Genomic DNA, 20257 nt, shown 5'->3' on the forward strand with positions numbered 1-20257 from the left:
AGTTGCTGGACGCTGCCGTTTCATGATCAGTCGCTCTCGCTTTCGGTCTTGGCCGGGGTGGCCTTCTTGCGGGTCGTGGTCTTGCGCGTGGTCGTCTTGGTGGCCGGCTTGGCTGCCGTCTTTTTGGGTGCTGCCTTTTTCTTTGGCGCGGCTTCCTTGCCGTCCTCGCCTTCCGCCGCCTTGGCCTTTGTCTTGCGGGCGGCGGGCTTGCGGGTGGTGGTCGCCTTCTTGCCCTTGGCCTTCAGCGGCTTGCCCTTTTCGGTCAGCAGCGTCAGCGCTTCGTCCATCGTGACATCATTCATGTCCTGACCACGCGGCACGGTCGCCACGATCGAACCATGCTGCACATAGGGACCAAAGCGGCCCTTGCGTACCATGACCGGCTCGCCATCCTTGGGGTGGGGACCAATGGTGCGGATGGAGGCCAGTTTCTTCGCCAGCGCGTCCACCGCGCGGTTCAGGCCCACGGTCAGGACATCATCATCCTTGTCCAGCGACCCATACACCGCACCCATTTTCACATACGGCCCGAAGCGGCCCAGACCGGCCTCGATCGGCTCACCCAGTTCGGGGTGGATGCCCACGATGCGCGGCAGGGACAGCAGGCCCACGGCCTGTTCCAGCGTAATCTTGTCGCCATCCAGCCCGCGCGGGATGGTGGCGCGCTTCGGCTTGGCCTTCTTGTCCTCGGGGTCGGGTTCGCCCTGCTGCACATACAGCCCCCACGGACCACGGCGTACGGTCACTTCCTCCCCCGTGGGGGCATTGCCCAGCACGCGCATGCCGTCCTTCAGTGATGCCGCGTCCTCGCCTTCCTTTGACGGGTCAACCACCAGTTTGCGGGTGTACTGGCATGTGGGATAGTTGGAACAGCCAATAAACGCGCCATAACGCCCCAGCTTCAGCCCCAGACGCCCCGTACCGCAGGCGGTGCACACGCGTGGGTCCTGACCGTCCTCGCGCTGCGGGAAGAAATAGGGGGCGAGGTCCGCATCCAGCGCCGTGATGACGTCGGATATCTTCAGGTCCTTGGTCTGGTCCACCGCGTGGGAGAAATCGGACCAGAACGCGGACATGACATCGCGCCAGTTGGCGCGCCCGCCGGAAATGTCATCAAGCTGTTCCTCCAGCCCCGCCGTGAACTGCGTATCGACATAGCGTTCAAAGAAGGATGTGAGGAAGGCCGTAACCAGCCGCCCGCGATCCTCGGGCACGAATCGCCGGTTTTCCAGCTGCACATAGTTGCGGTCGCGCAGCACGGTCAGGATGGAAGCGTAGGTGGAGGGGCGGCCAATGCCGATTTCCTCCATCTTCTTCACCAGCGATGCTTCCGAATAACGTGGCGGCGGCTGGGTAAAGTGCTGTTCCGCCGCGACCTCGCCCCGCCCGATGGCGTCGCGTTCCTTCATGGCGGGCAGCATGCGGTCCTGATCATCATCCGCCTTTGCGGGAGAATCGTCGCGACCTTCGCTGTACAGGCGCAGGAAACCGTCGAATGCGATCATGGACCCGGTGGCGCGCAGGGTCACGCGCTGCTGGCGGTCCACGATATCGACCGCCACCTGATCGAGTTCGGCCGACTGCATCTGGCTGGCGACCGAGCGCTTCCACACCAGGTCATACAGCTTCTTCTGTTCGGGTGAGAGGTAGCGGGCCATGTCCGCGGGCGTGCGGCGCACGTCGGTCGGGCGGATGGCTTCATGCGCTTCCTGCGCGTTCTTGGCCTTGGTGGAATACATACGGGCCTTTTCGGGCACGTACTGCTCGCCAAAGCTGTGGCCGATATGGCTGCGGATGGCGCTGATGGCCTCGCCCGCCATCTGCACGCCGTCGGTTCGCATGTAGGTGATCAGGCCGACCGTCTCACCACCGATATCAATGCCTTCGTACAGCTGCTGGGCCGTACGCATGGCCACCTGCGCGCCCATGCCCAGCTTGCGCGATGCTTCCTGCTGCATGGTCGATGTGGTGAAGGGCGGCGGCGGGTTGCGGCGGACCTTGCGGCGTTCAACCTTATCAACGCTGAAGTCGCCTGCTTCCACTGCCGCCCTGGCGTCCATGGCGCGGGCTTCGTTGTTCAGGTCGAACTGGTCCAGCTTGTGCCCGTCCAGATGGGTCAGGCGCGCGGAAAACGCAGCCCCGCCCGGCGTGGTCATGCGGGCGATGACCGACCAGTATTCGCGCGGCTTGAAGACCTCGATCTCCGCCTCGCGCTCACAGATCAGGCGCAGGGCGACCGACTGCACCCGGCCCGCGCTGCGTGATCCGGGCAGCTTGCGCCACAGCACCGGCGACAGCGTGAACCCCACAAGGTAGTCCAGCGCGCGCCGGGCAAGGTATGCCTCGATCAGCGGAAAATCGAGCCCGCGCGGGTGCGCCATCGCGGTCTTGATGGCGCTTTTGGTGATTTCATTGAAGGTGACGCGCTGCACGTCGATCCCCTTGAGGAGGTTCTTCTCCTCCAGGATCGCACGTACGTGCCACGAAATGGCTTCCCCCTCACGGTCAGGGTCAGTGGCGAGGTAGAGGTGCTTGGCCCCACGCAGCGCCTTGGCGATGGCCGCGATCTGGCGGCTGCCGCGCTCGTCGGTTTCCCACACCATGGCAAAGCCTTCGTCGGGCCTGACGCTGCCATCCTTGGGCGGCAGGTCGCGCACGTGCCCGAACGAGGCAAGAACCGTGTAGTTATCACCCAGATACTTATTGATCGTTTTCGCCTTGGCTGGCGATTCGACCACCACGACGTCAGTCATTCTGTCTCCGGATCACGATTCTAAAACCTTGTATAATCCCGGCTGTCAGGCGGGGGGTGGACGCCGCACGACCATATCCCCCGCAAGGAATTCGATCGTGCCCGCAATCTCCATTTCCGACAGGACGGTCAGGACTGCTGCTGTCGAGAACTGGCAGCGCCGTACAAGATCGTCAACAGGTGATGGCGTGAAAGATAGAAAACCCTCTATCATTTCATGAAGGTCACCCGCCCCCGCCGGGGGGGTGGCAGGCGGTGGCGCGGGCATGGCCCGTGGCCGGGATTCATGACGCGGGGCGACATCACGCGCCGCAGCAACGGATGGTGGCGCCTGCAGGGGGAAGAGTGTGGTTTCTTCCACGAATTCAGGGAGTTCACGCAGGATATCGCGTTCGTTTTCCGTCAGCACCGCGCCCTGGCGCAACAGGTCGTTGCTGCCATGGCAGCGCGGATCCAGCGGCGATCCTGGCACGGCAAATATGGTGCGGTCATATTCCAGCGCCATGCGGGCGGTAATCAGGCTGCCTGAACGCAGTGCCGCCTCGATCACGACGCAACCCAGCCCCAGACCCGCAATCAGCCGGTTGCGACGCGGGAAATGCCGTGCCTGTGGTACCGTGCCCAATGGCGCTTCGGTTACAACCGCGCCAGTGCGCGCGATCTGGTCCTGCAGGGCGGCATGTTCAGGCGGATAGGGGCAGTCCAGTCCCCCCGCAATGGCCGCCACCGTGCGGCCCGCCGTCATGGCGCCGCGATGGGCGGCGGCATCGATCCCGCGCGCCAGCCCCGATACGGTGTCCACGCCGTGGGCGGCCAGCAATGCGGCCAGGCTTTCTGCCATGCGGATCCCGCCCGATGACGCATTACGCCCCCCCACGATACCAACCATGCGATTCGCCAGCAGCGCCGGGTCACCCAGCACGCTCAAGACCGGCGGCGCGTCATGCAGGCCGGCCAGCAGGGGCGGATAGCCGGGTTGCCCCTGCACCAGCAGGTGCGCGCCCATGGCCTGCAGGCGGTCGATTTCGCGCAATGCTTCATCACGCGGGCAGACCGGGCCGACGCTGCGGCTTATGCGGGTAGCCCCGCGTTCCAGCATGTCGAGTGCGGCATGTACGCTGCCATGCGTGCGGACCAGACGGCGGTAGCTGACCGGGCCGATGCCGTCCGTCCGCGCCAGCCGCAGGCAGGCCAGCACCGTTTCGGCATCGGGCACGCTCATGCGTTTTTCTGGCCGATCCTTGGCTCCGTGCCCTTCAGCAAGCGGGTGATATTGGCATGATGGCGGATCAGGATCATCACCGCGATCAGGCAGCCCGCGACATAGGCGGGGGAAGAAAAGTCGATCCGTCCCGGCCGGATCATGAGCAGCGGCAGCGCCGCAAAGGCAATGATCGCGCCCGCTGATGAAATGCGCGTGACCCTGGCGAAGATCAGCCACAGCGCGCAGCAGCATAAGCCCACGCCGGGCATGAGCGCCAGTATGCAGCCCAGACCGGTCGCGACCCCCTTGCCACCACGGAATTTCAGCCACACGGGAAAGCAGTGTCCCGCCACGGCAAAGATGGCGGCAAGGGATTCGGCGGCCAGCGTATGGAACGGACACAGCACGAAGGCGCAGAAAACCGCGAATGCCCCCTTCGTGCCATCCAGCGCCAGCGTGCCCGCCGCCAGCCCCTTGCGCCCGGTGCGCAGCACATTGGTGGCCCCGATATTGCCCGACCCGATCTTGCGGATGTCCCCATTGCCCGACAGCGCCGTCAGCACCAGCCCGAAGGGAATGCTGCCGATCAGGTAGGACAGGAATGCGACTGCCGCCATAAGCGGCATGTCATAGGTGGGGATGCCGTATATCATGCGGCGGTGGCCCCGAAGACGCGTTGCCCGTTCTTCCATGTGCCCAGCACGCGGCCTTCCAGCGCGCGGCCGTCAAAGGGGGTATTCTGGGCCTTGCCCGGCAGTTCGCCTGCCCGCACGATCCAGCCCGTATCGGGGTTGAACAGGCACAGGTCGGCAGGCTGGCCCGCAGCCAGTGTCCCGGCCCCGCTGCGCAGCACGCTAGCAGGCCGATGGGTCAGCAGGCCCAGGGCGTCCATCATGCCGATATTGCCTGCATGTACCTGCGCCAGGGTTACGGCCAGCAGCGTGCACAGTCCCGTTCCCCCGGCGGCGGCCACGGCAAAGGGCTGGCGCTTGTCATCCGCGTCGCATGGCATGTGGTCGGACGCGATGGCATCGATCGTGCCATCGGCCAGCGCCGCGCACACCGCCTGCCGGTCCGCTTCCGCACGTAGCGGCGGCGACAGCTTGGCATAGGTGCGGAAGTCCCCGATCACGGTTTCATTCAGGTCGAAATACGGTGGCGCGGTATCGCATGTCACCCTGATGCCATCGGCCTTGGCCGCGCGGATCAGGTCCAGCCCCTCGGCGGTGGAGACATGGCCAAAATGCAGCCGCCCGCCCGTCATGCGTGCAAGGCGGAGGTCACGTGCGATCAGGATCGCCTCCGCCGCCGCAGGAATGCCTGGCAGGCCAAGGCGGGTCGCCAGTTCGCCATCGGTCGCACAACCCCCGCGCGCCAGTGACGGGTCTTCGGGGTGCTGGACGATCAGCGCGTCGAATCCCCGGGCATAGGTCAGCATCTGCCGCATGGTCCGGCTGTCGGCAATGGCGCGGGGACCGTCGGTAAAGGCAATGGCGCCTGCTTCGGCCAGCAGGCCGATTTCCGCCATTTCCGTGCCCGCGCATTCCCGCGTCAGCGCGCCATAGGGCAGGATGTCGATCATGCCCGTTTCCACGCCGCGCGCGCGCAGCAGGCGGGCAAGGGCGGGGTTGTCTATGGTCGGGCTGGTATTGGGCAGCACGGCGATGGTGGTGATGCCACCGGCCACCGCGGCCTTTGCGGCGGACAGCACCGTTTCACGGTATTCATAGCCGGGTTCGCCAATCGTCACCCGCATGTCCACCAGACCGGGGCACAGCACAAGCTGGCCACCGCCATCAACAACCTCGGCCCCTTCCGGCGCGCCTTCGGCCTGCGGCAGGTCGGTGCCGGCAATCACGCCGCCATGCACCAGCAGGCGGCCGGGACGGTCAAGGGCGCTTGCGGGATCGATCAGGCGGACGTTTTCAAACAGGAACGGCTTCATGCGCCATCTCCCCCACGTGAGAGGATGTCCAGAACCGCCATGCGCACGGCAACCCCCATTTCCACCTGTTCGCGGATCACGCTCTGGTCGGAATCGGCAACACGGCTGTCAATTTCCACGCCCCGGTTCATCGGGCCGGGATGCATGACCAGCGCATGCGGCTTCGCCAGCGCCAGACGCTTGTTATCCAGCCCGTAGAAACGGAAATATTCACGCGCGCTGGGCACCTGCGTGCCCTTCATGCGCTCGCGCTGCACGCGCAGCATCATCACCACGTCCACCCCGCGCAGTCCGTCTTCCATCGTGTGGTGGATGCTGACCCCCAGCGCCCCGATTGCACCGGGCACCAGGGTCGGCGGTCCTACAACGCGCACCTGGCAACCCATGGCGGTCAGCAGGTGGATGTTGGACCGTGCGACACGGCTATGGCTGACATCGCCACAGATGGCGACGGTCAGCCCTTCGAACACGCCGAAATGGCGGCGAATGGTCAGCGCATCCAGCAGCGCCTGTGTCGGGTGTTCATGCGTGCCGTCACCGGCATTGACCACGCTGGCCTGCACCTTCTGCGCCAGCAGGGCGGGGGCGCCGGACTGCGAATGACGCACGACCAGCAGGTCGGTATGCATGGCGTTCAGGGTCGCGGCCGTATCCAGCAGCGTCTCCCCCTTGTTGACCGAGGAACTGGCGACCGTCATGTTCACCACATCCGCGCCCAGCCGCTTGCCCGCCAGTTCGAACGAGGTGCGGGTGCGGGTGCTGTCCTCGAAAAACAGGTTGATCAGCGTGCGCCCGCGCAGCAGGTCGCGCGGGGTTTTGCGCGACCGGTTGAGCAGGGCGTAATGTTCCGCCAGATCAAGGATGGGCGTGATCCGAACGGGATGCATGCCCTGCACGCCCAGCAGGTGGCGGCCCGGGTGGGTCAGGAAGACATTGCTGCCATGGCTGCCGCGCTCACTCATGGGCGGCAACCGCGTTGATGCGCGCCAGTACCTCGTCCCGGCCAAGGGCGGCCAGCGTATCATCAATGCCGGGTGACATGGTGCTGCCGGTCACGGCGGCGCGCAGGGGTTGCGCCACCTTGCCCAGCTTCATTTCATGCGTTTCGGCAAACTGGCGCAGGGTTGCGTCGATGGCTTCCCTGTCAAACGGCCCGGTCGCCTTCAGGGCTTCGGCCAGCCTGCCCAGCATGACGCGGTTTTCAGGCGTCAGCTGCTTTTCGGCCTTGGGGGTGAAATCAAGCGGTAGCGAACGGCCAAGGAAGGCAGCGTTGTCCGCCAGTTCCACCAGCGTCTTCGCCCGTTCCTTCAGCCCCGGCATAAGCGCCAGCACCTTCGCCCGCGTGGCGTCGGAGGTATCGACCCCCTCCATCTTGCCCAGACGCTCCATCACGTCATTGGTCAGGCGCGTGTCATCGGCCTGACGCAGCCATACGCCGTTGATGTACAGCAGCTTGGCGTAATCCATGCGCGAGGGTGAACGGCCCACGCCATCAAGGTCGAACAGCTTGATCTGTTCTTCCCGCGACAGGATCTCGGCATCGCCGTGGCCCCAGCCAAGGCGCAGCAGGTAGTTGTTCAGGGCTTCGGGCAGGTAGCCCATTTCCCGGAATTCCACGACCGACTGCGCCCCGTGCCGCTTGGACAGCTTGGCCCCGTCCGGCCCGTGGATCAGCGGCAGATGCGCGAAATGCGGCAGGTCCCAGCCCATGGCGCGATAGATCATGGCCTGGCGGAAGGTGTTGGTCAGGTGGTCATCGCCGCGGATGACGTGGGTGATGTCCATGTCATGGTCATCCACCACCACCGCAAGCTGGTAGACGGGGGTGCCGTCAGCGCGCAGGATGATCATGTCATCAAGTTCGGCATTGGCCACGCGCACGTCGCCCTGCACCAGGTCATGGATGGTGGTCTCACCCTCACGCGGGGCCTTGATGCGGATGGTATAGGGGGTGTTGGCGGGGGCTTCGGACGGGTCGCGGTCGCGCCACATGCCGTTGTAGCGGGGGGGACGGCCTTCGGCCATCGCCTTTTCACGCATTTCCTTCAGTTCATCCGCCGTGCAGTAGCAGCGGTAGGCCAGCCCCTTTTCCAGCAGCGCGTGGGCCACTTCGGTATGACGGGCCTGCCGGGTGGACTGGAACACCGGCTTTTCGTCTGAGTGGATATCCATCCACGCCAGCCCGTCGAACAGCACATCGACCGCCTGCTGGGTCGAGCGTTCTCGGTCGGTATCCTCGATCCTGAGCAGGAACTGACCGCCGTGGTGGCGGGCATAGAGGAAATTGAAAAGGGCGGCACGGGCGTTGCCGATATGCAGCAGGCCGGTGGGGCTGGGAGCGAAACGCGTACGGACAGTCATGAGCCGGTTCTTTAGCATGTTTTCGCCCTGCTGACAGGGGGCAGTCTGGCCTGTGTGCCATCGGGACCGTTAGGGTGTGTATTCCGGCCACGCATGGGCATGGCCGCAAGCATGGGTGCGGATCATTACGGGGGTTATCCTGCCACGCCACAATATCGACTGCATCCGGGCCGGGCTTTCACGTACACGTGCAGGGGTCAGTGCATGGCTGTGGGGGCAGCATGTCCGCTTCGTGCTGTGGCTGCCTGTCCTGCTGGCGGCGGGCATGGCGCTGTATTTCACGCTGTCATGGGAACCATCGGCCATCTGGGCATGGGGGGGCGTCATGGTGGTTGCGGGGTGTATTGCCGCGCGGCTGCTATGGGGCACGGGGCTGCCGGTGCGCATCGGCTGTGGCGTGCTGGGGGCGTGTACTGCGGGGGCGCTGGTGGCATGGGGGCAGGCGCATCACATGCCGCCCTTTCCAGACCTGCCCCGCCGGGCGGTGCATCTGACGGGGCGCGTGCTGGATGCGGACGCGCAGGCCCTGCGTGATGGCACGCAGGCATGGCGGGTGCGACTGGCGGATGTCCGCTTCCTTGATGGCATCAATACCGGCATGCCGCCGCTGCGTCGTGTGCTGGTGCTGCGGCTGCGGCCAGATGATGCATGTGTTCCCGTGCCCGGTGATACACTGCTGGCGCGTGTGATGCTCTCCCCCCCGGCTTTTCCCGCCCTGCCCGGGGGCTATGACGCCCAGCGCCGCGCATGGTTTGACGGACGTGCGGGCAATGCGCGCGCGCTGGATGGGGTGACATGCCGGCATGGCCATGCCCTGTCCGGCCTGTCCACGCGTATTGCCAGCCTGCGTCAGGCCATGGCCACGCGGATTCGCACGGTCCTGCCGGGCAGCCGTGGCGATATCGCCGCGACCGTGCTGGTGGGGGCGGATGGGGCGATTGCACCCGGCGTGCGGGATGCCTTTGCCGATGCGGGGCTGGCCCACCTGCTGGCTGTTGCCGGGTTGCACCTTGCCATTGTCATGGGACTGGTCATGGCGGGGGTGCGCATGGGGCTGGCGCTGTCCGAACGCGCGGCGCTGTTCTGGCCATGCCGGCAGATCGCGGCGGTCTGCGCGCTGCTGGCCGGTGGGGGATATGTCATCATTACCGGTGCGCACCTGCCGGCGCAGCGCAGCCTGTTCATGGCGGGGCTTGCGGTCGTGGCGCTGATGGTGGGCAGGCGTGTGATGTCGATGCGGGCTCTGGCGGTGGCCGTGACCATCCTGCTGTGCCTGAATGCGGAAAACGTGGCCGAACTGCCATTGCAGATGTCGGCTGCGGCGGTCATGGCGCTGATTGCCGGTTTCGATGCGCTGCGCCTGCACCTGTCGGCATGGGAACATGACGTGACGTGGTGGCGCAGGACGGGCGCGCGGCTTGCCCATCCGCTGCTGGCCAGCGTGCTGGCGGGCAGTGCCTGCATTCCCGTCGGCATGGCGCATTTCGGCACGGTGCAGCCGTGGTTCGTGCTGGCCAACCTGCTGGCGGTGCCGCTCATGTCTGCCTGGATCATGCCGTGGGGGCTGGTGTCCTTTTTGCTGATGCCGCTGGGGTGGGAAAAGCTGGCGCTGGTCCCCATGGGGTGGGGGATCGGACTGGTGGCGTGGCTGGCGCGGCAGGTGGCCGGCCTGCCGGTGGCGCATATCGGGGTGCCTGCCATCGGCAATGGCGGGCTGGCGCTGTTCTTTGCCGGGTTGTGCTGGCTGTGCCTGTGGTGTGGACGGGGGCGGTTGCTGGGATCCGTGCCGGTTGCGCTGGCGCTGCTGTCACCATGGTGGGGGGCGCAACCGGTGGTGATGGTGTCACCGGATGCCCGCATGGCGGGCGTTGTGAGCGGGCATGTGCTGCTGACCGGTCCCGGTGCGCACCCCGATCCGTTCATTTTGCGCGAATGGCAGCGTGTGACGGGGCTGGAAGCCGGCGTGTTGCCCGATGGTGCGGGGCAGGGGCCGCTATCGTGTCGGGCTGGCGCGTGCCGCGTGCGGGAGCGGGACGGGGATATCCTGCTACTGCTTTCCGCGCGGGGGCCGGGTCGCGGGTTATGCCGCGATGTCCGTATGGTGGTGAACCTGTGGGCACAGGGCGGGTGTCCCGGCGCGGGGGTAATCGGGCGTTTCGATATGTGGCGAAATGGGGCGTACGCCCTGTATCCCGACCGTGCGGGTGGTGTCAGGGCGCTGTCTGACCGGCAGGCGCGTGGGACGCGGCCATGGGTTATGCGGCCCGGTGGGGTGGGTGTGCCTGATTTGCCCATGGCCCGGGCGGAATAGGCCGTGGGTGGTTGTGACCGCATCATTGTCCGGTCATGACATCTGCTGCACGTGAGCCATCGCCGCCGCTTGGGGGAAGGCAGGTCCTGTATAAGGAAATTTTTGGTGAAGCTTTTTTCAAAAAGCGTCAGAAGAATGCCGCCGTTTTGAAAAAAGGCAGCATCCAAGAATTTTTATTTTGCAAACAGCCATTTTAAAACAGGCCGTCATGCTTGTGCGGGCGGCGGGGAAACCGGCGGCGCCCTATCCGGGGCCTACCGCACGCAGGTCGTCCTTCATGCGGTACTGGCACGGGTCAAAGGCGGGGCAGTGCCAGCATTCGGGCTTGCGGGCCTTGCAGACATAGCGTCCGTGCAGGATCAGCCAGTGATGCGCGGGACGCAGCATGTCGGCGGGAATGCGGCGGACAAGCTGGTCCTCCACCGCGCGCGGGGTCGCCCCTGGCGCCAGACCCGTGCGGTTGCCAATGCGGAATATGTGGGTATCGACCGCCATGGTGCTGTCGCCAAACGCCACGTTCATCACCACGTTCGCCGTCTTGCGGCCCACGCCGGGCAGGGATTCAAGGGCCGCGCGGTCATAGGGCACCCTGCCGTCAAAACGTTCAAGCAACTGCTGCGACAGGGCCACGACGTTGCGCGCCTTGGTCCGCCACAGCCCGATGGTGCGGATATGCGCGCCGACCTTTTCTTCCCCCAGTTCCACCATGGCCCGTGGCGTAGGCGCGTCACGGAACAGCGCCTTTGTCGCTTTGTTGACCGAGGCATCGGTCGCCTGCGCCGACAGCACCACGGCAACCAGCAGGGTATAGTCGTCCACGAAATCCAGTTCGCTTTCGGCATTCGGGTTGGCGGCGGCCAACCGGGTGATGAAGGCACGCACTTCCGTCAGTGTCATGGCGCGGCACGCGGGTTTCTTCGGGGACTTGGCTGTTGTCATCTGGTACTCGCAGGCGGTGGATCGCCGGGCATTGTGCGGCGTTGCAGGGGGCAGTGTAAATCACCTGGCCTACAGGCAGTAGCCATTGTCCTTGCGCATGGCTGCTGCGAAGGCTAGTCGTTCCGGCCCCGGCGGTGCATGTGCCCTGAACGCATGGCCGCATGGTTCCCTGCATCATGACGTGTTGGCAATGGCATCCTTTTTCCCCCGCCCGGCATCGGGACAACATGAGTTTTCCGCCGTGCTGGGCTTTGTCTGGCGCAGGTGGCGCGCGCATCCCGGCTTTCTGGCATGGACGCTGGTGGGGATTGCGGCAGCGACCGTGGCAGATGTGATGATGCCGCTGGTAGCGGGCTGGCTGGTCAGTGACGTGTCCCATCCGGCGGCCCGGACAGCGGTCCATCACGCCATATGGGACGTACTCGGCCTCACCGTGCTGGGGCTGGGCGGCATCATTGCACGGCGTACGGCCTATATCGGCATTACCCATCTCACATCGCGCGTCATGACCGGCATCGTGACGGAAGTGTTTGCCCGCGTGCAGCGATTTTCCAGCGAATGGCATGCCTCCAACTTCGCCGGGTCAACCGTGCGGCGCATCACGCGCGGCATGGGGGCGGTCGATACGCTGGGGGATACGCTGCTGCTCATGCTGGTGCCGGAGGGGATCGTGCTGTGCGCCACAACCGCCGTGCTGGCCTTTCACTGGCCGCTGATGGGACTGGTGCTGGCGGTGGGGTCGGCGGCGCTGGTGGCGCTGTCGGTCATGCTGACGCTGCGTTATGTCGCACCGTCCGCACGTCTGGCCAATGCGTGGGATACGCGCATGGGGGCGACCCTGTCCGATGCGGTGACGTGCAATGCGGTGGTGAAGGCGTGCGGGGCGGAAGCACGGGAGGACGCGCGGCTGGCATGGGTTGCGGGCCGCTGGCGGCAGCGCACGGTGCGGTCATGGCTGCGCGGGACCAATAGCGCCAACCTGCAGAATCTTGCCGCCCTGCTCATGCGCATGGTGCTGATCGCGGGGGTGGCGCTGTTATGGATGCATGGCCGCGCGGGGCCGGGGGATGTGGCCTATGTGCTGACGATGATGTTCGTGATCCAGGGCTACCTGCGCGATATCGGCCAGCAGATTTCGGTCGTGCAGCGTTCGGTCAATGAAATGGAGGAACTGGTCACCCTGTTCCATACGCAGCCCGCGGTGGCCGACCACCCCGGCGCCACGGCATTGCGGGTGACGCAGGGCCATATCCGGTTCGAACATGTGGGCTTTGGCTATGAACGCCAGCACGGCAGGCTGCTGTTTGATGACCTGAACCTTGATATCGCGCCGGGCAGCAAGGTGGCCCTTGTCGGCCCGTCGGGTTCGGGCAAGACCACGCTGACGCGACTGTTGCAGCGGCTGTATGATGTACAGGGGGGACGGATTACGATTGACGGGACGGATATCGCCGCCGTCACGCAGTCCAGCCTGCGCGGGCAGATCGCCATCGTGCCGCAGGAGCCATTGCTGTTCCATCGTTCGCTGGCGGAAAACATCGCCTATGGCCGGCCTGATGCCACGCTGGCGGAAATCGAACATGCGGCCCGGCAGGCCAATGCGGCGGACTTCATTGCCCGCCTGCCGCGCGGTTATGTCACCATGGTGGGCGAACGTGGGGTCAAGCTGTCGGGTGGGGAGCGCCAGCGCATAGCCATTGCGCGCGCGTTCCTGAGCCATGCCCGCATCGTCATCATGGACGAGGCGACATCCAGCCTTGATTCGCACTCCGAAACGCTGGTGCAGCAGGCGATGGAGCGGTTGATGGCCGGGCGCACGGTGCTGGTCATCGCCCACCGTCTGTCCACCGTGATGGGGCTGGACCGCATTATCGTCTTCCGCCACGGACAGGTGTGCGAGGACGGTCCCCACGACACCCTTATGGCGCGTGAGGGCGGTATCTATCGCGGGCTGTTTGAACTTCAGTCCCTATAGGTGCAACCGGAAAACATCCCGTAATCATCAAGGAAGTTTTTGGTGAAGCTTTTTGCGGAAAGCTTCAGGGAACGTCGCCTTTTTAAAAAAAGGCGACACCCGGAAACTTGTCCCCACTCAGCCCGGCAGCATGGCGCCCAGCGCCTTGCCGCCAAACAGGTGGACATGGAAATGCGGCACTTCCTGTCCCGCTTCCACGCCCACATTGGACAGCAGCCGGTAGCCGGGGGCTTCCAGCTTCAGGTCGCGTGCGACCTTGCCCACCGCGCGGGTGAAGCCGGTGATTTCGGCCTCCGTACCGTTGCTGCTGAAATCGGCAAAGGAGACGAACGGTCCCTTGGGAATGACCAGCACATGGATCGGTGCCTTGGGCGCGATGTCATGGAAGGCGAGGGCGTATTCGTCCTCATAGACTTTTTTACACGGCAGTTCACCACGCAGGATACGGGCGAACACGTTCTGCGGGTCATAGGGTCCGGTGCCGTTGACGGCCATGGGTATTCTCCTGTTTGCGGGTGGATCAGGCCAGCGGGTCGCGTGGGCGCGACGCCTTTTCCGCGACGCCGCTGGTGCCTTCGCGGCGTGCCAGTTCCGCCCAGACTTCCGCCGGTTTGACCCCGGCATCCACCCACATCACGATCAGGTGGTACAGCACGTCTGCACTTTCGCTGACCAGTTCGCCCCGGTTGCCCGCTACGGCCTCGATCAGGCATTCGACGGCTTCCTCGCCAAATTTCTGCGCGATCTTGCGCCGGCCGCGCGCCAGCAGGCGGGCGGAATGGCTGACCGACGGGTCCGTGCCGCGCCGCGATTCCACAACGTCAAACAGGCGGTCCAGCACTTCGGGGGTGGCAGGGCCTACCGCTTCCAGCTTCAGGCTGGCGGCGGCGGCTTTTGCCGGGGCGTTCTTGCGGGATTTTTCTGGCTTGGCCATCACAATGCTCCGAATGGGCAGGGAAAGGGGAATCAGTCGCTCAGGCGGACCGGCAGGCCCGCTGCCGCCAGCGCCTGCTTGACCTGTGGGATGGTGAACTGGCCGAAATGAAACACGCTGGCGGCCAGCAGGCCGGTGGCCCCCGCACGCGCACCTTCGACAAAATGCGCCAGTTCCCCCACCCCGCCGGAGGCCACGATGGGAATACGTACTGCCTGGTTGGCCGCGCGCAGCAGGTCAAGGTCGAATCCCTTGCCCGTGCCATCGCGGTCCATGCTGGTCAGCAGGATTTCACCTGCGCCCCGTTCCGCCACTTCGCGACACCAGTCGATCACGTTGCGCCCGGTGGGGGTGCGGCCGCCATGGGTATAGACTTCCCATGATCCATGGCCGTCACTGCGCGCGTCAATGGCGACGACCACGCACTGGCTGCCGAATTTCTGCGCGGCTTCGCTGACCAGTTCGGGGCGCGAGACGGCGGCCGAATTCATGGCGCATTTATCTGCCCCCGCCAGCAGCAGGCGGCGCATGTCATCCGTGGTGCGCACGCCGCCCCCCACCGTCAGCGGCAGGAAGATACGTTCCGCCGTGCGGCTGACGACATCAAGGATGGTGTCGCGGTTTTCGTTGCTGGCGGTGATGTCGAGGAAGGTCAGTTCATCCGCCCCCGCCGCGTCATACACGGCCGCCTGTTCCACCGGGTCGCCCGCGTCGCGCAGGGACACGAAGTTGACGCCCTTGACCACCCGGCCGTTCTTCACGTCCAGGCAGGGGATGACGCGCAGCTTCAGCATCAGGCCAGGACCCGCAGGGCTTCGCCCAGGTCGATGCGCCCGTCATACAGCGCGCGTCCCACAATCACGCCCTCGATACCCGGCGCCTGCGCGGTTGCGGCGCGCAGGGCCACAAGGTGGTCAAGGTTGCCCACCCCCCCGCTGGCAATGACGGGAATGGACAGGGCATTGGCCATGTCGGCGGTCTGTTCGATATCGATGCCGGTCAGCATGCCATCACGGCTGATTTCGGTGAAAATGACGGCGGCAACGCCCACATCCTGCATGCGCTGGCCCAGTTCCACGGCCTTCATTTCCGATGTCTCGGCCCAGCCTTCGGTCGCGACCTGTCCGCTGCGCGCGTCAATGCCCGCCACGATCCGGCCGGGGAACAGGCGGCAGGCCTCGCGCACCAGTTCGGGGTTTTTGACTGCGATGGACCCGAGGATGACGCGGCTGATCCCGGCATTGAGCCATTTGCCGATGCTGTCCAGGTCACGCAGCCCGCCACCCAGCTGCACCGGCACCGACGCATTGGCGATGATGGATTCGATCGCTTCGGTATTGGCCGAACGCCCGGCAAAGGCACCGTTCAGGTCCACGACATGCAGCCATGAACACCCGGCATCGATCCATGCCCGCGCCTGTGCGCCGGGATCATCGGAATAGACGGTGGCGTTGTCCATTTCCCCCCGGCGCAGGCGCACGCATGTGCCGTCCTTGAGGTCGATTGCGGGATAGAGTGTCAGGCTGTGTCCGGTCACGGGGGCATGTCCTGCTGCAGGAATGGGGGTTGAAGCCGCCTGCGGGTGGGCGGGGACTATCCGCTCGTCATCCTGCAGGCGCTTGGTGAAAAACAGGCCGCGCACGGTGCGGCCATCCGTGCGGGCGTAGCTGGGATGGGTGCCCCAGTGGTGGAATCCGCTGCTGCGGAACAGGCGCACCGCGTCGGTCTGGGTTTCGCGCACGTCAAGGTTGATGATCTGGTAACCCATGCTGCGCGCGCAGCTTTCCACTTCGTTCAGAAGCAGGCGGCCCAGTCCCAGCCCGCGGGCGTAGGGGGCGATATAGAAATGCATGAGTGTCGCACTCATCGCCTGCGCTTCGTTATTGCGTGGCGGGCGCACAAGCTGGGCCGAACCCACGATCATGTCATCCAGCCGGGCGACAAACATCTGGCGTTCGGGCACCAGCAGGACACCACGGAAATACCGCTCCAGCGTTTCACGGGGCGGCGGGGCCAGCCAGCCAAACCCGCCGCCGTCCAGAATGGCGGCGTTGGTCGCGTCGCACAGGGCATGCAGGTCGTCTTCATGCATCTGCTGCACGCGTTCGGCATGGATGGTGCCGGCCGTCGGGGCCTGCCGTGTCATGGCGTGTGATCCGGCGCAGGTATCCAGCGCAGGAAGTTGGACAGGATGCGCAGGCCGACCTTCTGGCTTTTTTCCACATGGAACTGCGTGCCCGCCCGGTTGCCGCGCGCGACGATGGCGGGCACCGCGCCGCCGTAATCGGTGGTCGCCACCATGTCGGCCGGGTCATATCCGCGCAGGGCGAAGGAGTGGACGAAATAGCCATGGGCCTCCACCGGCAGGCCTTCGGTCAGCGGGTGGGCATTGGGGGTGAATTCCAGCTGGTTCCACCCCATCTGCGGCAGACGCAGGCCGGGTGCGTCCATAAGGGCGATTTCACCCGCAATCCAGCCGAACCCCGGTGTCACCCCATGTTCGCGCCCGCGTTCGGCCATAAGCTGCATGCCGACACATATGCCAAGGAAGGGCGTGCCGTTATCGGTCGCATTCACAATGGCGTCATGCAGTCCGGGCTGTGCCGCCAGGCCCGCCGCGCAGTCAGCGAACGCGCCCTGCCCGGGCAGGACGATCCTGTCGGCCTGCATTACTGCCTGCGGGTCTGCGGTGATGGTAACGGTGGCATCAATGCCGCTGTCCTGTGCCGCGCGGGACAGGGCACGGGCGGCGGAGGCAAGGTTGCCGCCGTTATAGTCGATCACCACGATGGATTGCGTAGAAGATGGCGCGGGCATGGGATGCCTCATGATACGGGGGAAAGGGGACGGGACCGGTCATGATCCATCCAGCGCAGCAGGGCTGCCTTGGGATCGGTGGCGTAAACGCCGCGCACGGGCCGGTAGCCGCGCAGGCGCAGTTCCCACTGCCGTAGCTCCGGGGCGTTCAGCGCAAGGACAAGGTGCAGTCCGCCCAGCACCGGCAGGGCAATGGGCAGCGGCAGCAGCCGTCCGGTCAGGATGGCCGCGCCCCCCGCGACCAGCCCGCTGACCCAGCAGCCGCGCAGTAACAGCCCGACCCATCCGCACAGCAGAACCAGCCATGACATGCGGCATGCCACCATGACCGGCCATGCGGCCGGCCCCGTGGTGCAGGCGGGTGGCAGCAGGGCGGAGTAGAATGTCACAGGCTGCCCTTGGTGGACGGAATGATGCCGCCCGCGCGGGGATCAGGCTCGCTTGCGGTACGCAGTGCGCGGGCCAGCGCCTTGAAGGCCGCTTCGGCAATATGGTGGCAGTTATGCCCCGTACGCTGGATGATGTGTAGCGTGACCAGCGCGCTCATGGCAAACGCGCGGAAGAATTCCTCGAACAGTTCGGTATCCATTTCCCCGATCTTGTCACGTCCGAAGGTGACGGACCACGCCAGAAAGGGACGACCGGAAATATCCACCACCGCTTCGCACAGCGCCTCATCCAGCGGCACGGTGGCGCTGCCGTAACGGCGGATGCCACGCTTGTCGCCTATGGCCTTGGCAAAGGCCTTGCCCAGTGCGATGCCGGTATCTTCCACCGTGTGGTGGTAGTCGATATGCAGGTCGCCCCTGGCGGTAATCTCCAGATCGCACATGCTGTGACGGCCAAGGGCGGTCAGCATGTGGTCCAGGAAACCGATGCCGGTCTCGATACGGGTCTGTCCCGTGCCATCAAGGTTGATGGTGACGGTAATGTCGGTCTCGCTGGTGGCGCGGTGGACCGTGGCTGTGCGCGGGGTATTCATGCCCCCCTTCTATAGAAGCCCGAAGCCGGAATCCATACCGATCCCGTGGTGGTGGCAGTGCATGGCGGGGTGGATATTGGCAGGACAGGCGACTTGCTGCATGGTGTCGCGTCATGACTCCCGCCAACAGGCCACGGACGGTCAGCGGGCGCCCAGTTTATCAGGGAACGACCATATGACATCGCTTGACCTTCTCCTGTCGCGCTTTTCCACCGATGCGCTGATGGAACCCGCCCCCACGGGGGATGTGCTGCACAACATCCTGTCCACCGCCATGCACGCGCCGGACCATGGCAAGCTGCGGCCGTGGCGTTACGTGCTGGTGCGCGGCGATGCCCGCCCCAAAGTGGCGCAGCGCATAGTGGCCAGCATGAAGCGGCTGGACCCGGCGGTTGACCCGGCCAAGATTGAAAAGCGGCAGTCCCGTTTTTCCACCATGCCGCTGGTCATCGTGCTGGGCATGCACCTGCGCCCCGAACACAAGATCCCCCTGATCGAGCAGGAACTGGCGGTGGGGGCCGCGGCCATGAATATCCTCAACGCCCTGCATGCCACGGGGTTTGGCGGGGTATGGGTCAGTGGTGATGTGGCATATGATCCGGAACTTGCGGCCGAGCTGGGCTTTCCTGCTCCCCATAAGCTGGCGGGTTTCCTGTTTGTCGGCACGCCAGAGCCGGGTGCCGTCGCGCCGAAGCGCCGGCCGGTTGACGGATACGTGGCCGAGTGGACAGGCAGTCCCGTGCAGTTTGGCGCGGATGCGTAACCTGTAAGACGGCATACGGACAGGAAGCAGGCAATGACATATCATGATGTAACCATAATGGGTGGCGGCCCGGCGGGGCTGGCTGCCGCCCTGTCGCTGGAGGCCCGTGGCCTGTCCGTTGCGGTGCTGGAACGCGCGCCCCAGTCGCGCTGGGCCGAACCCGCGTTTGACGGGCGTGAGATCGCCCTGACCCATCATTCGGTTTCCGTGCTGAAGGAGCTGGATGCATGGGAGCATATTCCGCAGGTCGCCATTTCCCCCCTGCGCGAAGCGCGGGTGGAAACCGGACGCAGCAACCACCCCCTTACATTCGATACGCAGGGGCGCGGCGTTGATGCGCTGGGGTATCTTGTATCCAACCATTGCATCCGCCGTGGGCTGTACCTTGCCGCAAGCCAGCGTCCCGGCATCCGCCTGCTTGGTGGCACATCCATCCGGCATATCCGGCGGATAGGGGATGAGATGACGGTCGTGCATGAAGGGGGTGAGATCACATCCCGGCTTGCAGTGGGCGCAGACGGGCGTTTTTCCCAGATCCGTCGCCTGCAGCGTATCGGCGCGGTCATGCATGATTTCAAACGCACCATGCTGGTCTGTCGCATGGCGCATGATCTGCCCCATCATCATGTGGCGACCCAGTGGTTTGATGAAGGGCAGACAATTGCCCTGCTACCCGTCAATGGCGGCGCGTCCTCCATTGTCCTGACCCTGCCGGCGGAACAGATCGAACGCCTGCGCACCCTGGAACGCGATGCCTTCAATACCGAAATCATGCAGCGGGTCGGGGGGCGGCTGGGTAACATGCGGCTGGTCAGCACGCGGCATGCCTATCCCCTGCGCGGGGTTTATGCCCATCGCTTCGCGGCTCCCGGCTTCGCCCTGATTGGTGACGCCGCCGTAGGCATGCATCCCATTACCGCCCATGGCTTCAATCTTGGGCTGAAGGGGCAGGAGGCCCTGGCGCAGGAAATCGGGGCAGGGCTGGCGCGCGGTGAATCGCCGGGCAGCCTGTCCGTCCTGCGGCGTTTTGAACGGCGACACCGTCTTGCAACCGCGCCCCTGTTCGCCGCCACCAATGGAATCGCCACGATTTATACCCGTGATGAGCCTGCTTTCCGTGTCCTGCGTCAGGCCGGACTGCGTGTGGCCGATGCCCTTGCCCCTTTCAAATCAGTCGTCACGAACATGCTGATGGACCGCAATCGCGCGGCCTAGTGCGGTTTTTGCCTATTGGCCTGAAAAGCCATGGTGATTTTTTTTCAGGCCGCATGCAC

The 20257-nt window shown here is 65.1% G+C and carries 19 protein-coding genes; 5 read left to right on the top strand and 14 right to left on the bottom strand.

What is annotated here, in order from left to right; all coding sequences use genetic code 11:
* Window positions 1–26: 26 nt before the first annotated feature.
* The 6 genes from topA to gltX are packed head-to-tail and all read right to left on the bottom strand — an operon-like array spanning window position 27 to window position 8262.
* Window positions 27–2753: a type I DNA topoisomerase gene (gene topA / locus AC1RQ9_RS13265; protein ID WP_485987357.1), complete on the bottom strand. Its 2727-nt coding sequence runs from the start codon at window positions 2751–2753 to the stop codon at window positions 27–29.
* 45 nt (window positions 2754–2798) lie between these two features.
* On the bottom strand, window positions 2799–3974 hold the full coding sequence (gene dprA, locus AC1RQ9_RS13270) for a DNA-processing protein DprA (RefSeq protein WP_485987358.1): 1176 nt from the start codon (window positions 3972–3974) through the stop codon (window positions 2799–2801).
* The gene (gene plsY, locus AC1RQ9_RS13275) at window positions 3971–4609 is read right to left on the bottom strand and encodes a glycerol-3-phosphate 1-O-acyltransferase PlsY (protein WP_485987359.1); all 639 of its coding nucleotides are present in this window, start codon (window positions 4607–4609) and stop codon (window positions 3971–3973) included. Before plsY ends, dprA begins: the two co-directional genes overlap by 4 nt.
* Window positions 4606–5901, bottom strand: a complete 1296-nt coding sequence (locus AC1RQ9_RS13280; RefSeq protein WP_485987361.1) for a dihydroorotase — start codon at window positions 5899–5901, stop codon at window positions 4606–4608. Before AC1RQ9_RS13280 ends, plsY begins: the two co-directional genes overlap by 4 nt.
* Window positions 5898–6863, bottom strand: coding sequence for an aspartate carbamoyltransferase catalytic subunit (locus AC1RQ9_RS13285; protein ID WP_193732686.1), 966 nt, complete (start codon window positions 6861–6863; stop codon window positions 5898–5900). The genes AC1RQ9_RS13280 and AC1RQ9_RS13285 overlap by 4 nt, the downstream gene beginning before the upstream one ends.
* Window positions 6856–8262 carry a glutamate--tRNA ligase gene (gltX, locus tag AC1RQ9_RS13290; protein ID WP_485987362.1) on the bottom strand — a complete coding sequence of 469 codons (1407 nt, stop codon included), beginning with the start codon at window positions 8260–8262 and terminating at the stop codon, window positions 6856–6858. Before gltX ends, AC1RQ9_RS13285 begins: the two co-directional genes overlap by 8 nt.
* Before the next feature lie 115 nt (window positions 8263–8377).
* Between gltX and AC1RQ9_RS13295 the strand changes: the two genes are divergently transcribed.
* Entirely contained in the window at window positions 8378–10573 is a 2196-nt protein-coding gene (locus AC1RQ9_RS13295; RefSeq protein ID WP_485987363.1) for a ComEC/Rec2 family competence protein, read from the top strand.
* 35 nt (window positions 10574–10608) lie between these two features.
* Complete coding sequence (locus AC1RQ9_RS13300; protein ID WP_485987364.1) at window positions 10609–10770, top strand: hypothetical protein; 162 nt, start codon at window positions 10609–10611, stop codon at window positions 10768–10770.
* Between the two features lie 46 nt (window positions 10771–10816).
* Here AC1RQ9_RS13300 and nth read toward each other — a convergent pair whose 3' ends face one another.
* Window positions 10817–11512 (bottom strand): endonuclease III, encoded by a 696-nt coding sequence (gene nth, locus AC1RQ9_RS13305; protein WP_485987365.1) that lies wholly within the window; start codon window positions 11510–11512, stop codon window positions 10817–10819.
* A gap of 97 nt (window positions 11513–11609) precedes the next feature.
* Between nth and AC1RQ9_RS13310 the strand changes: the two genes are divergently transcribed.
* A complete protein-coding gene (locus tag AC1RQ9_RS13310) occupies window positions 11610–13487 on the top strand; it encodes an ABC transporter ATP-binding protein (protein WP_485987366.1) in 1878 nt (625 codons plus the stop codon).
* A 117-nt stretch (window positions 13488–13604) separates the two neighbouring features.
* Here AC1RQ9_RS13310 and AC1RQ9_RS13315 read toward each other — a convergent pair whose 3' ends face one another.
* Genes AC1RQ9_RS13315 through hisB form a run of 7 tightly spaced genes read right to left on the bottom strand, consistent with a single transcriptional unit; the run spans window position 13605 to window position 18220 of the window.
* A complete protein-coding gene (locus tag AC1RQ9_RS13315) occupies window positions 13605–13982 on the bottom strand; it encodes a histidine triad nucleotide-binding protein (protein WP_193732681.1) in 378 nt (125 codons plus the stop codon).
* A 25-nt stretch (window positions 13983–14007) separates the two neighbouring features.
* A complete protein-coding gene (locus AC1RQ9_RS13320; protein WP_193732680.1) occupies window positions 14008–14421 on the bottom strand; it encodes a phosphoribosyl-ATP diphosphatase in 414 nt (137 codons plus the stop codon).
* 32 nt (window positions 14422–14453) lie between these two features.
* Window positions 14454–15215, bottom strand: coding sequence for an imidazole glycerol phosphate synthase subunit HisF (gene hisF, locus AC1RQ9_RS13325; RefSeq protein WP_485987367.1), 762 nt, complete (start codon window positions 15213–15215; stop codon window positions 14454–14456).
* On the bottom strand, window positions 15215–16567 hold the full coding sequence (hisA, locus tag AC1RQ9_RS13330; RefSeq protein ID WP_485987368.1) for a 1-(5-phosphoribosyl)-5-[(5-phosphoribosylamino)methylideneamino]imidazole-4-carboxamide isomerase: 1353 nt from the start codon (window positions 16565–16567) through the stop codon (window positions 15215–15217). The genes hisF and hisA overlap by 1 nt, the downstream gene beginning before the upstream one ends.
* Complete coding sequence (gene hisH, locus AC1RQ9_RS13335; protein WP_485987369.1) at window positions 16564–17238, bottom strand: imidazole glycerol phosphate synthase subunit HisH; 675 nt, start codon at window positions 17236–17238, stop codon at window positions 16564–16566. Before hisH ends, hisA begins: the two co-directional genes overlap by 4 nt.
* 8 nt (window positions 17239–17246) lie before the next feature.
* On the bottom strand, window positions 17247–17627 hold the full coding sequence (locus tag AC1RQ9_RS13340; RefSeq protein ID WP_485987370.1) for a hypothetical protein: 381 nt from the start codon (window positions 17625–17627) through the stop codon (window positions 17247–17249).
* Entirely contained in the window at window positions 17624–18220 is a 597-nt protein-coding gene (gene hisB / locus AC1RQ9_RS13345) for an imidazoleglycerol-phosphate dehydratase HisB (protein WP_193732674.1), read from the bottom strand. The genes AC1RQ9_RS13340 and hisB overlap by 4 nt, the downstream gene beginning before the upstream one ends.
* A gap of 175 nt (window positions 18221–18395) precedes the next feature.
* On the opposite strand from hisB, the gene AC1RQ9_RS13350 reads away from it, so the two are divergent.
* Both AC1RQ9_RS13350 and ubiM read left to right on the top strand, forming a co-directional pair.
* Window positions 18396–18983 (top strand): nitroreductase family protein, encoded by a 588-nt coding sequence (locus AC1RQ9_RS13350; protein WP_485987371.1) that lies wholly within the window; start codon window positions 18396–18398, stop codon window positions 18981–18983.
* Window positions 18984–19016: 33 nt separating this feature from the next.
* Complete coding sequence (gene ubiM / locus AC1RQ9_RS13355; RefSeq protein ID WP_485987372.1) at window positions 19017–20198, top strand: 5-demethoxyubiquinol-8 5-hydroxylase UbiM; 1182 nt, start codon at window positions 19017–19019, stop codon at window positions 20196–20198.
* Window positions 20199–20257 lie beyond the last annotated feature (59 nt).

Source organism: Komagataeibacter ossonobensis, from assembly GCF_057359305.1.

Coding starts and splice junctions, on each gene's coding strand:
- topA (WP_485987357.1), bottom strand. CDS start 2,753: ATGACTGACGTCGTGGTGGTCGAATCGCCAGCCAAGGCGAAAACGATC.
- dprA (WP_485987358.1), bottom strand. CDS start 3,974: ATGAGCGTGCCCGATGCCGAAACGGTGCTGGCCTGCCTGCGGCTGGCG.
- plsY (WP_485987359.1), bottom strand. CDS start 4,609: ATGATATACGGCATCCCCACCTATGACATGCCGCTTATGGCGGCAGTC.
- AC1RQ9_RS13280 (WP_485987361.1), bottom strand. CDS start 5,901: ATGAAGCCGTTCCTGTTTGAAAACGTCCGCCTGATCGATCCCGCAAGC.
- AC1RQ9_RS13285 (WP_193732686.1), bottom strand. CDS start 6,863: ATGAGTGAGCGCGGCAGCCATGGCAGCAATGTCTTCCTGACCCACCCG.
- gltX (WP_485987362.1), bottom strand. CDS start 8,262: ATGACTGTCCGTACGCGTTTCGCTCCCAGCCCCACCGGCCTGCTGCAT.
- AC1RQ9_RS13300 (WP_485987364.1), top strand. CDS start 10,609: ATGACATCTGCTGCACGTGAGCCATCGCCGCCGCTTGGGGGAAGGCAG.
- nth (WP_485987365.1), bottom strand. CDS start 11,512: ATGACAACAGCCAAGTCCCCGAAGAAACCCGCGTGCCGCGCCATGACA.
- AC1RQ9_RS13310 (WP_485987366.1), top strand. CDS start 11,610: ATGGCTGCTGCGAAGGCTAGTCGTTCCGGCCCCGGCGGTGCATGTGCC.
- AC1RQ9_RS13315 (WP_193732681.1), bottom strand. CDS start 13,982: ATGGCCGTCAACGGCACCGGACCCTATGACCCGCAGAACGTGTTCGCC.
- AC1RQ9_RS13320 (WP_193732680.1), bottom strand. CDS start 14,421: ATGGCCAAGCCAGAAAAATCCCGCAAGAACGCCCCGGCAAAAGCCGCC.
- hisF (WP_485987367.1), bottom strand. CDS start 15,215: ATGCTGAAGCTGCGCGTCATCCCCTGCCTGGACGTGAAGAACGGCCGG.
- hisA (WP_485987368.1), bottom strand. CDS start 16,567: ATGACACGGCAGGCCCCGACGGCCGGCACCATCCATGCCGAACGCGTG.
- hisH (WP_485987369.1), bottom strand. CDS start 17,238: ATGCCCGCGCCATCTTCTACGCAATCCATCGTGGTGATCGACTATAAC.
- hisB (WP_193732674.1), bottom strand. CDS start 18,220: ATGAATACCCCGCGCACAGCCACGGTCCACCGCGCCACCAGCGAGACC.
- AC1RQ9_RS13350 (WP_485987371.1), top strand. CDS start 18,396: ATGACATCGCTTGACCTTCTCCTGTCGCGCTTTTCCACCGATGCGCTG.
- ubiM (WP_485987372.1), top strand. CDS start 19,017: ATGACATATCATGATGTAACCATAATGGGTGGCGGCCCGGCGGGGCTG.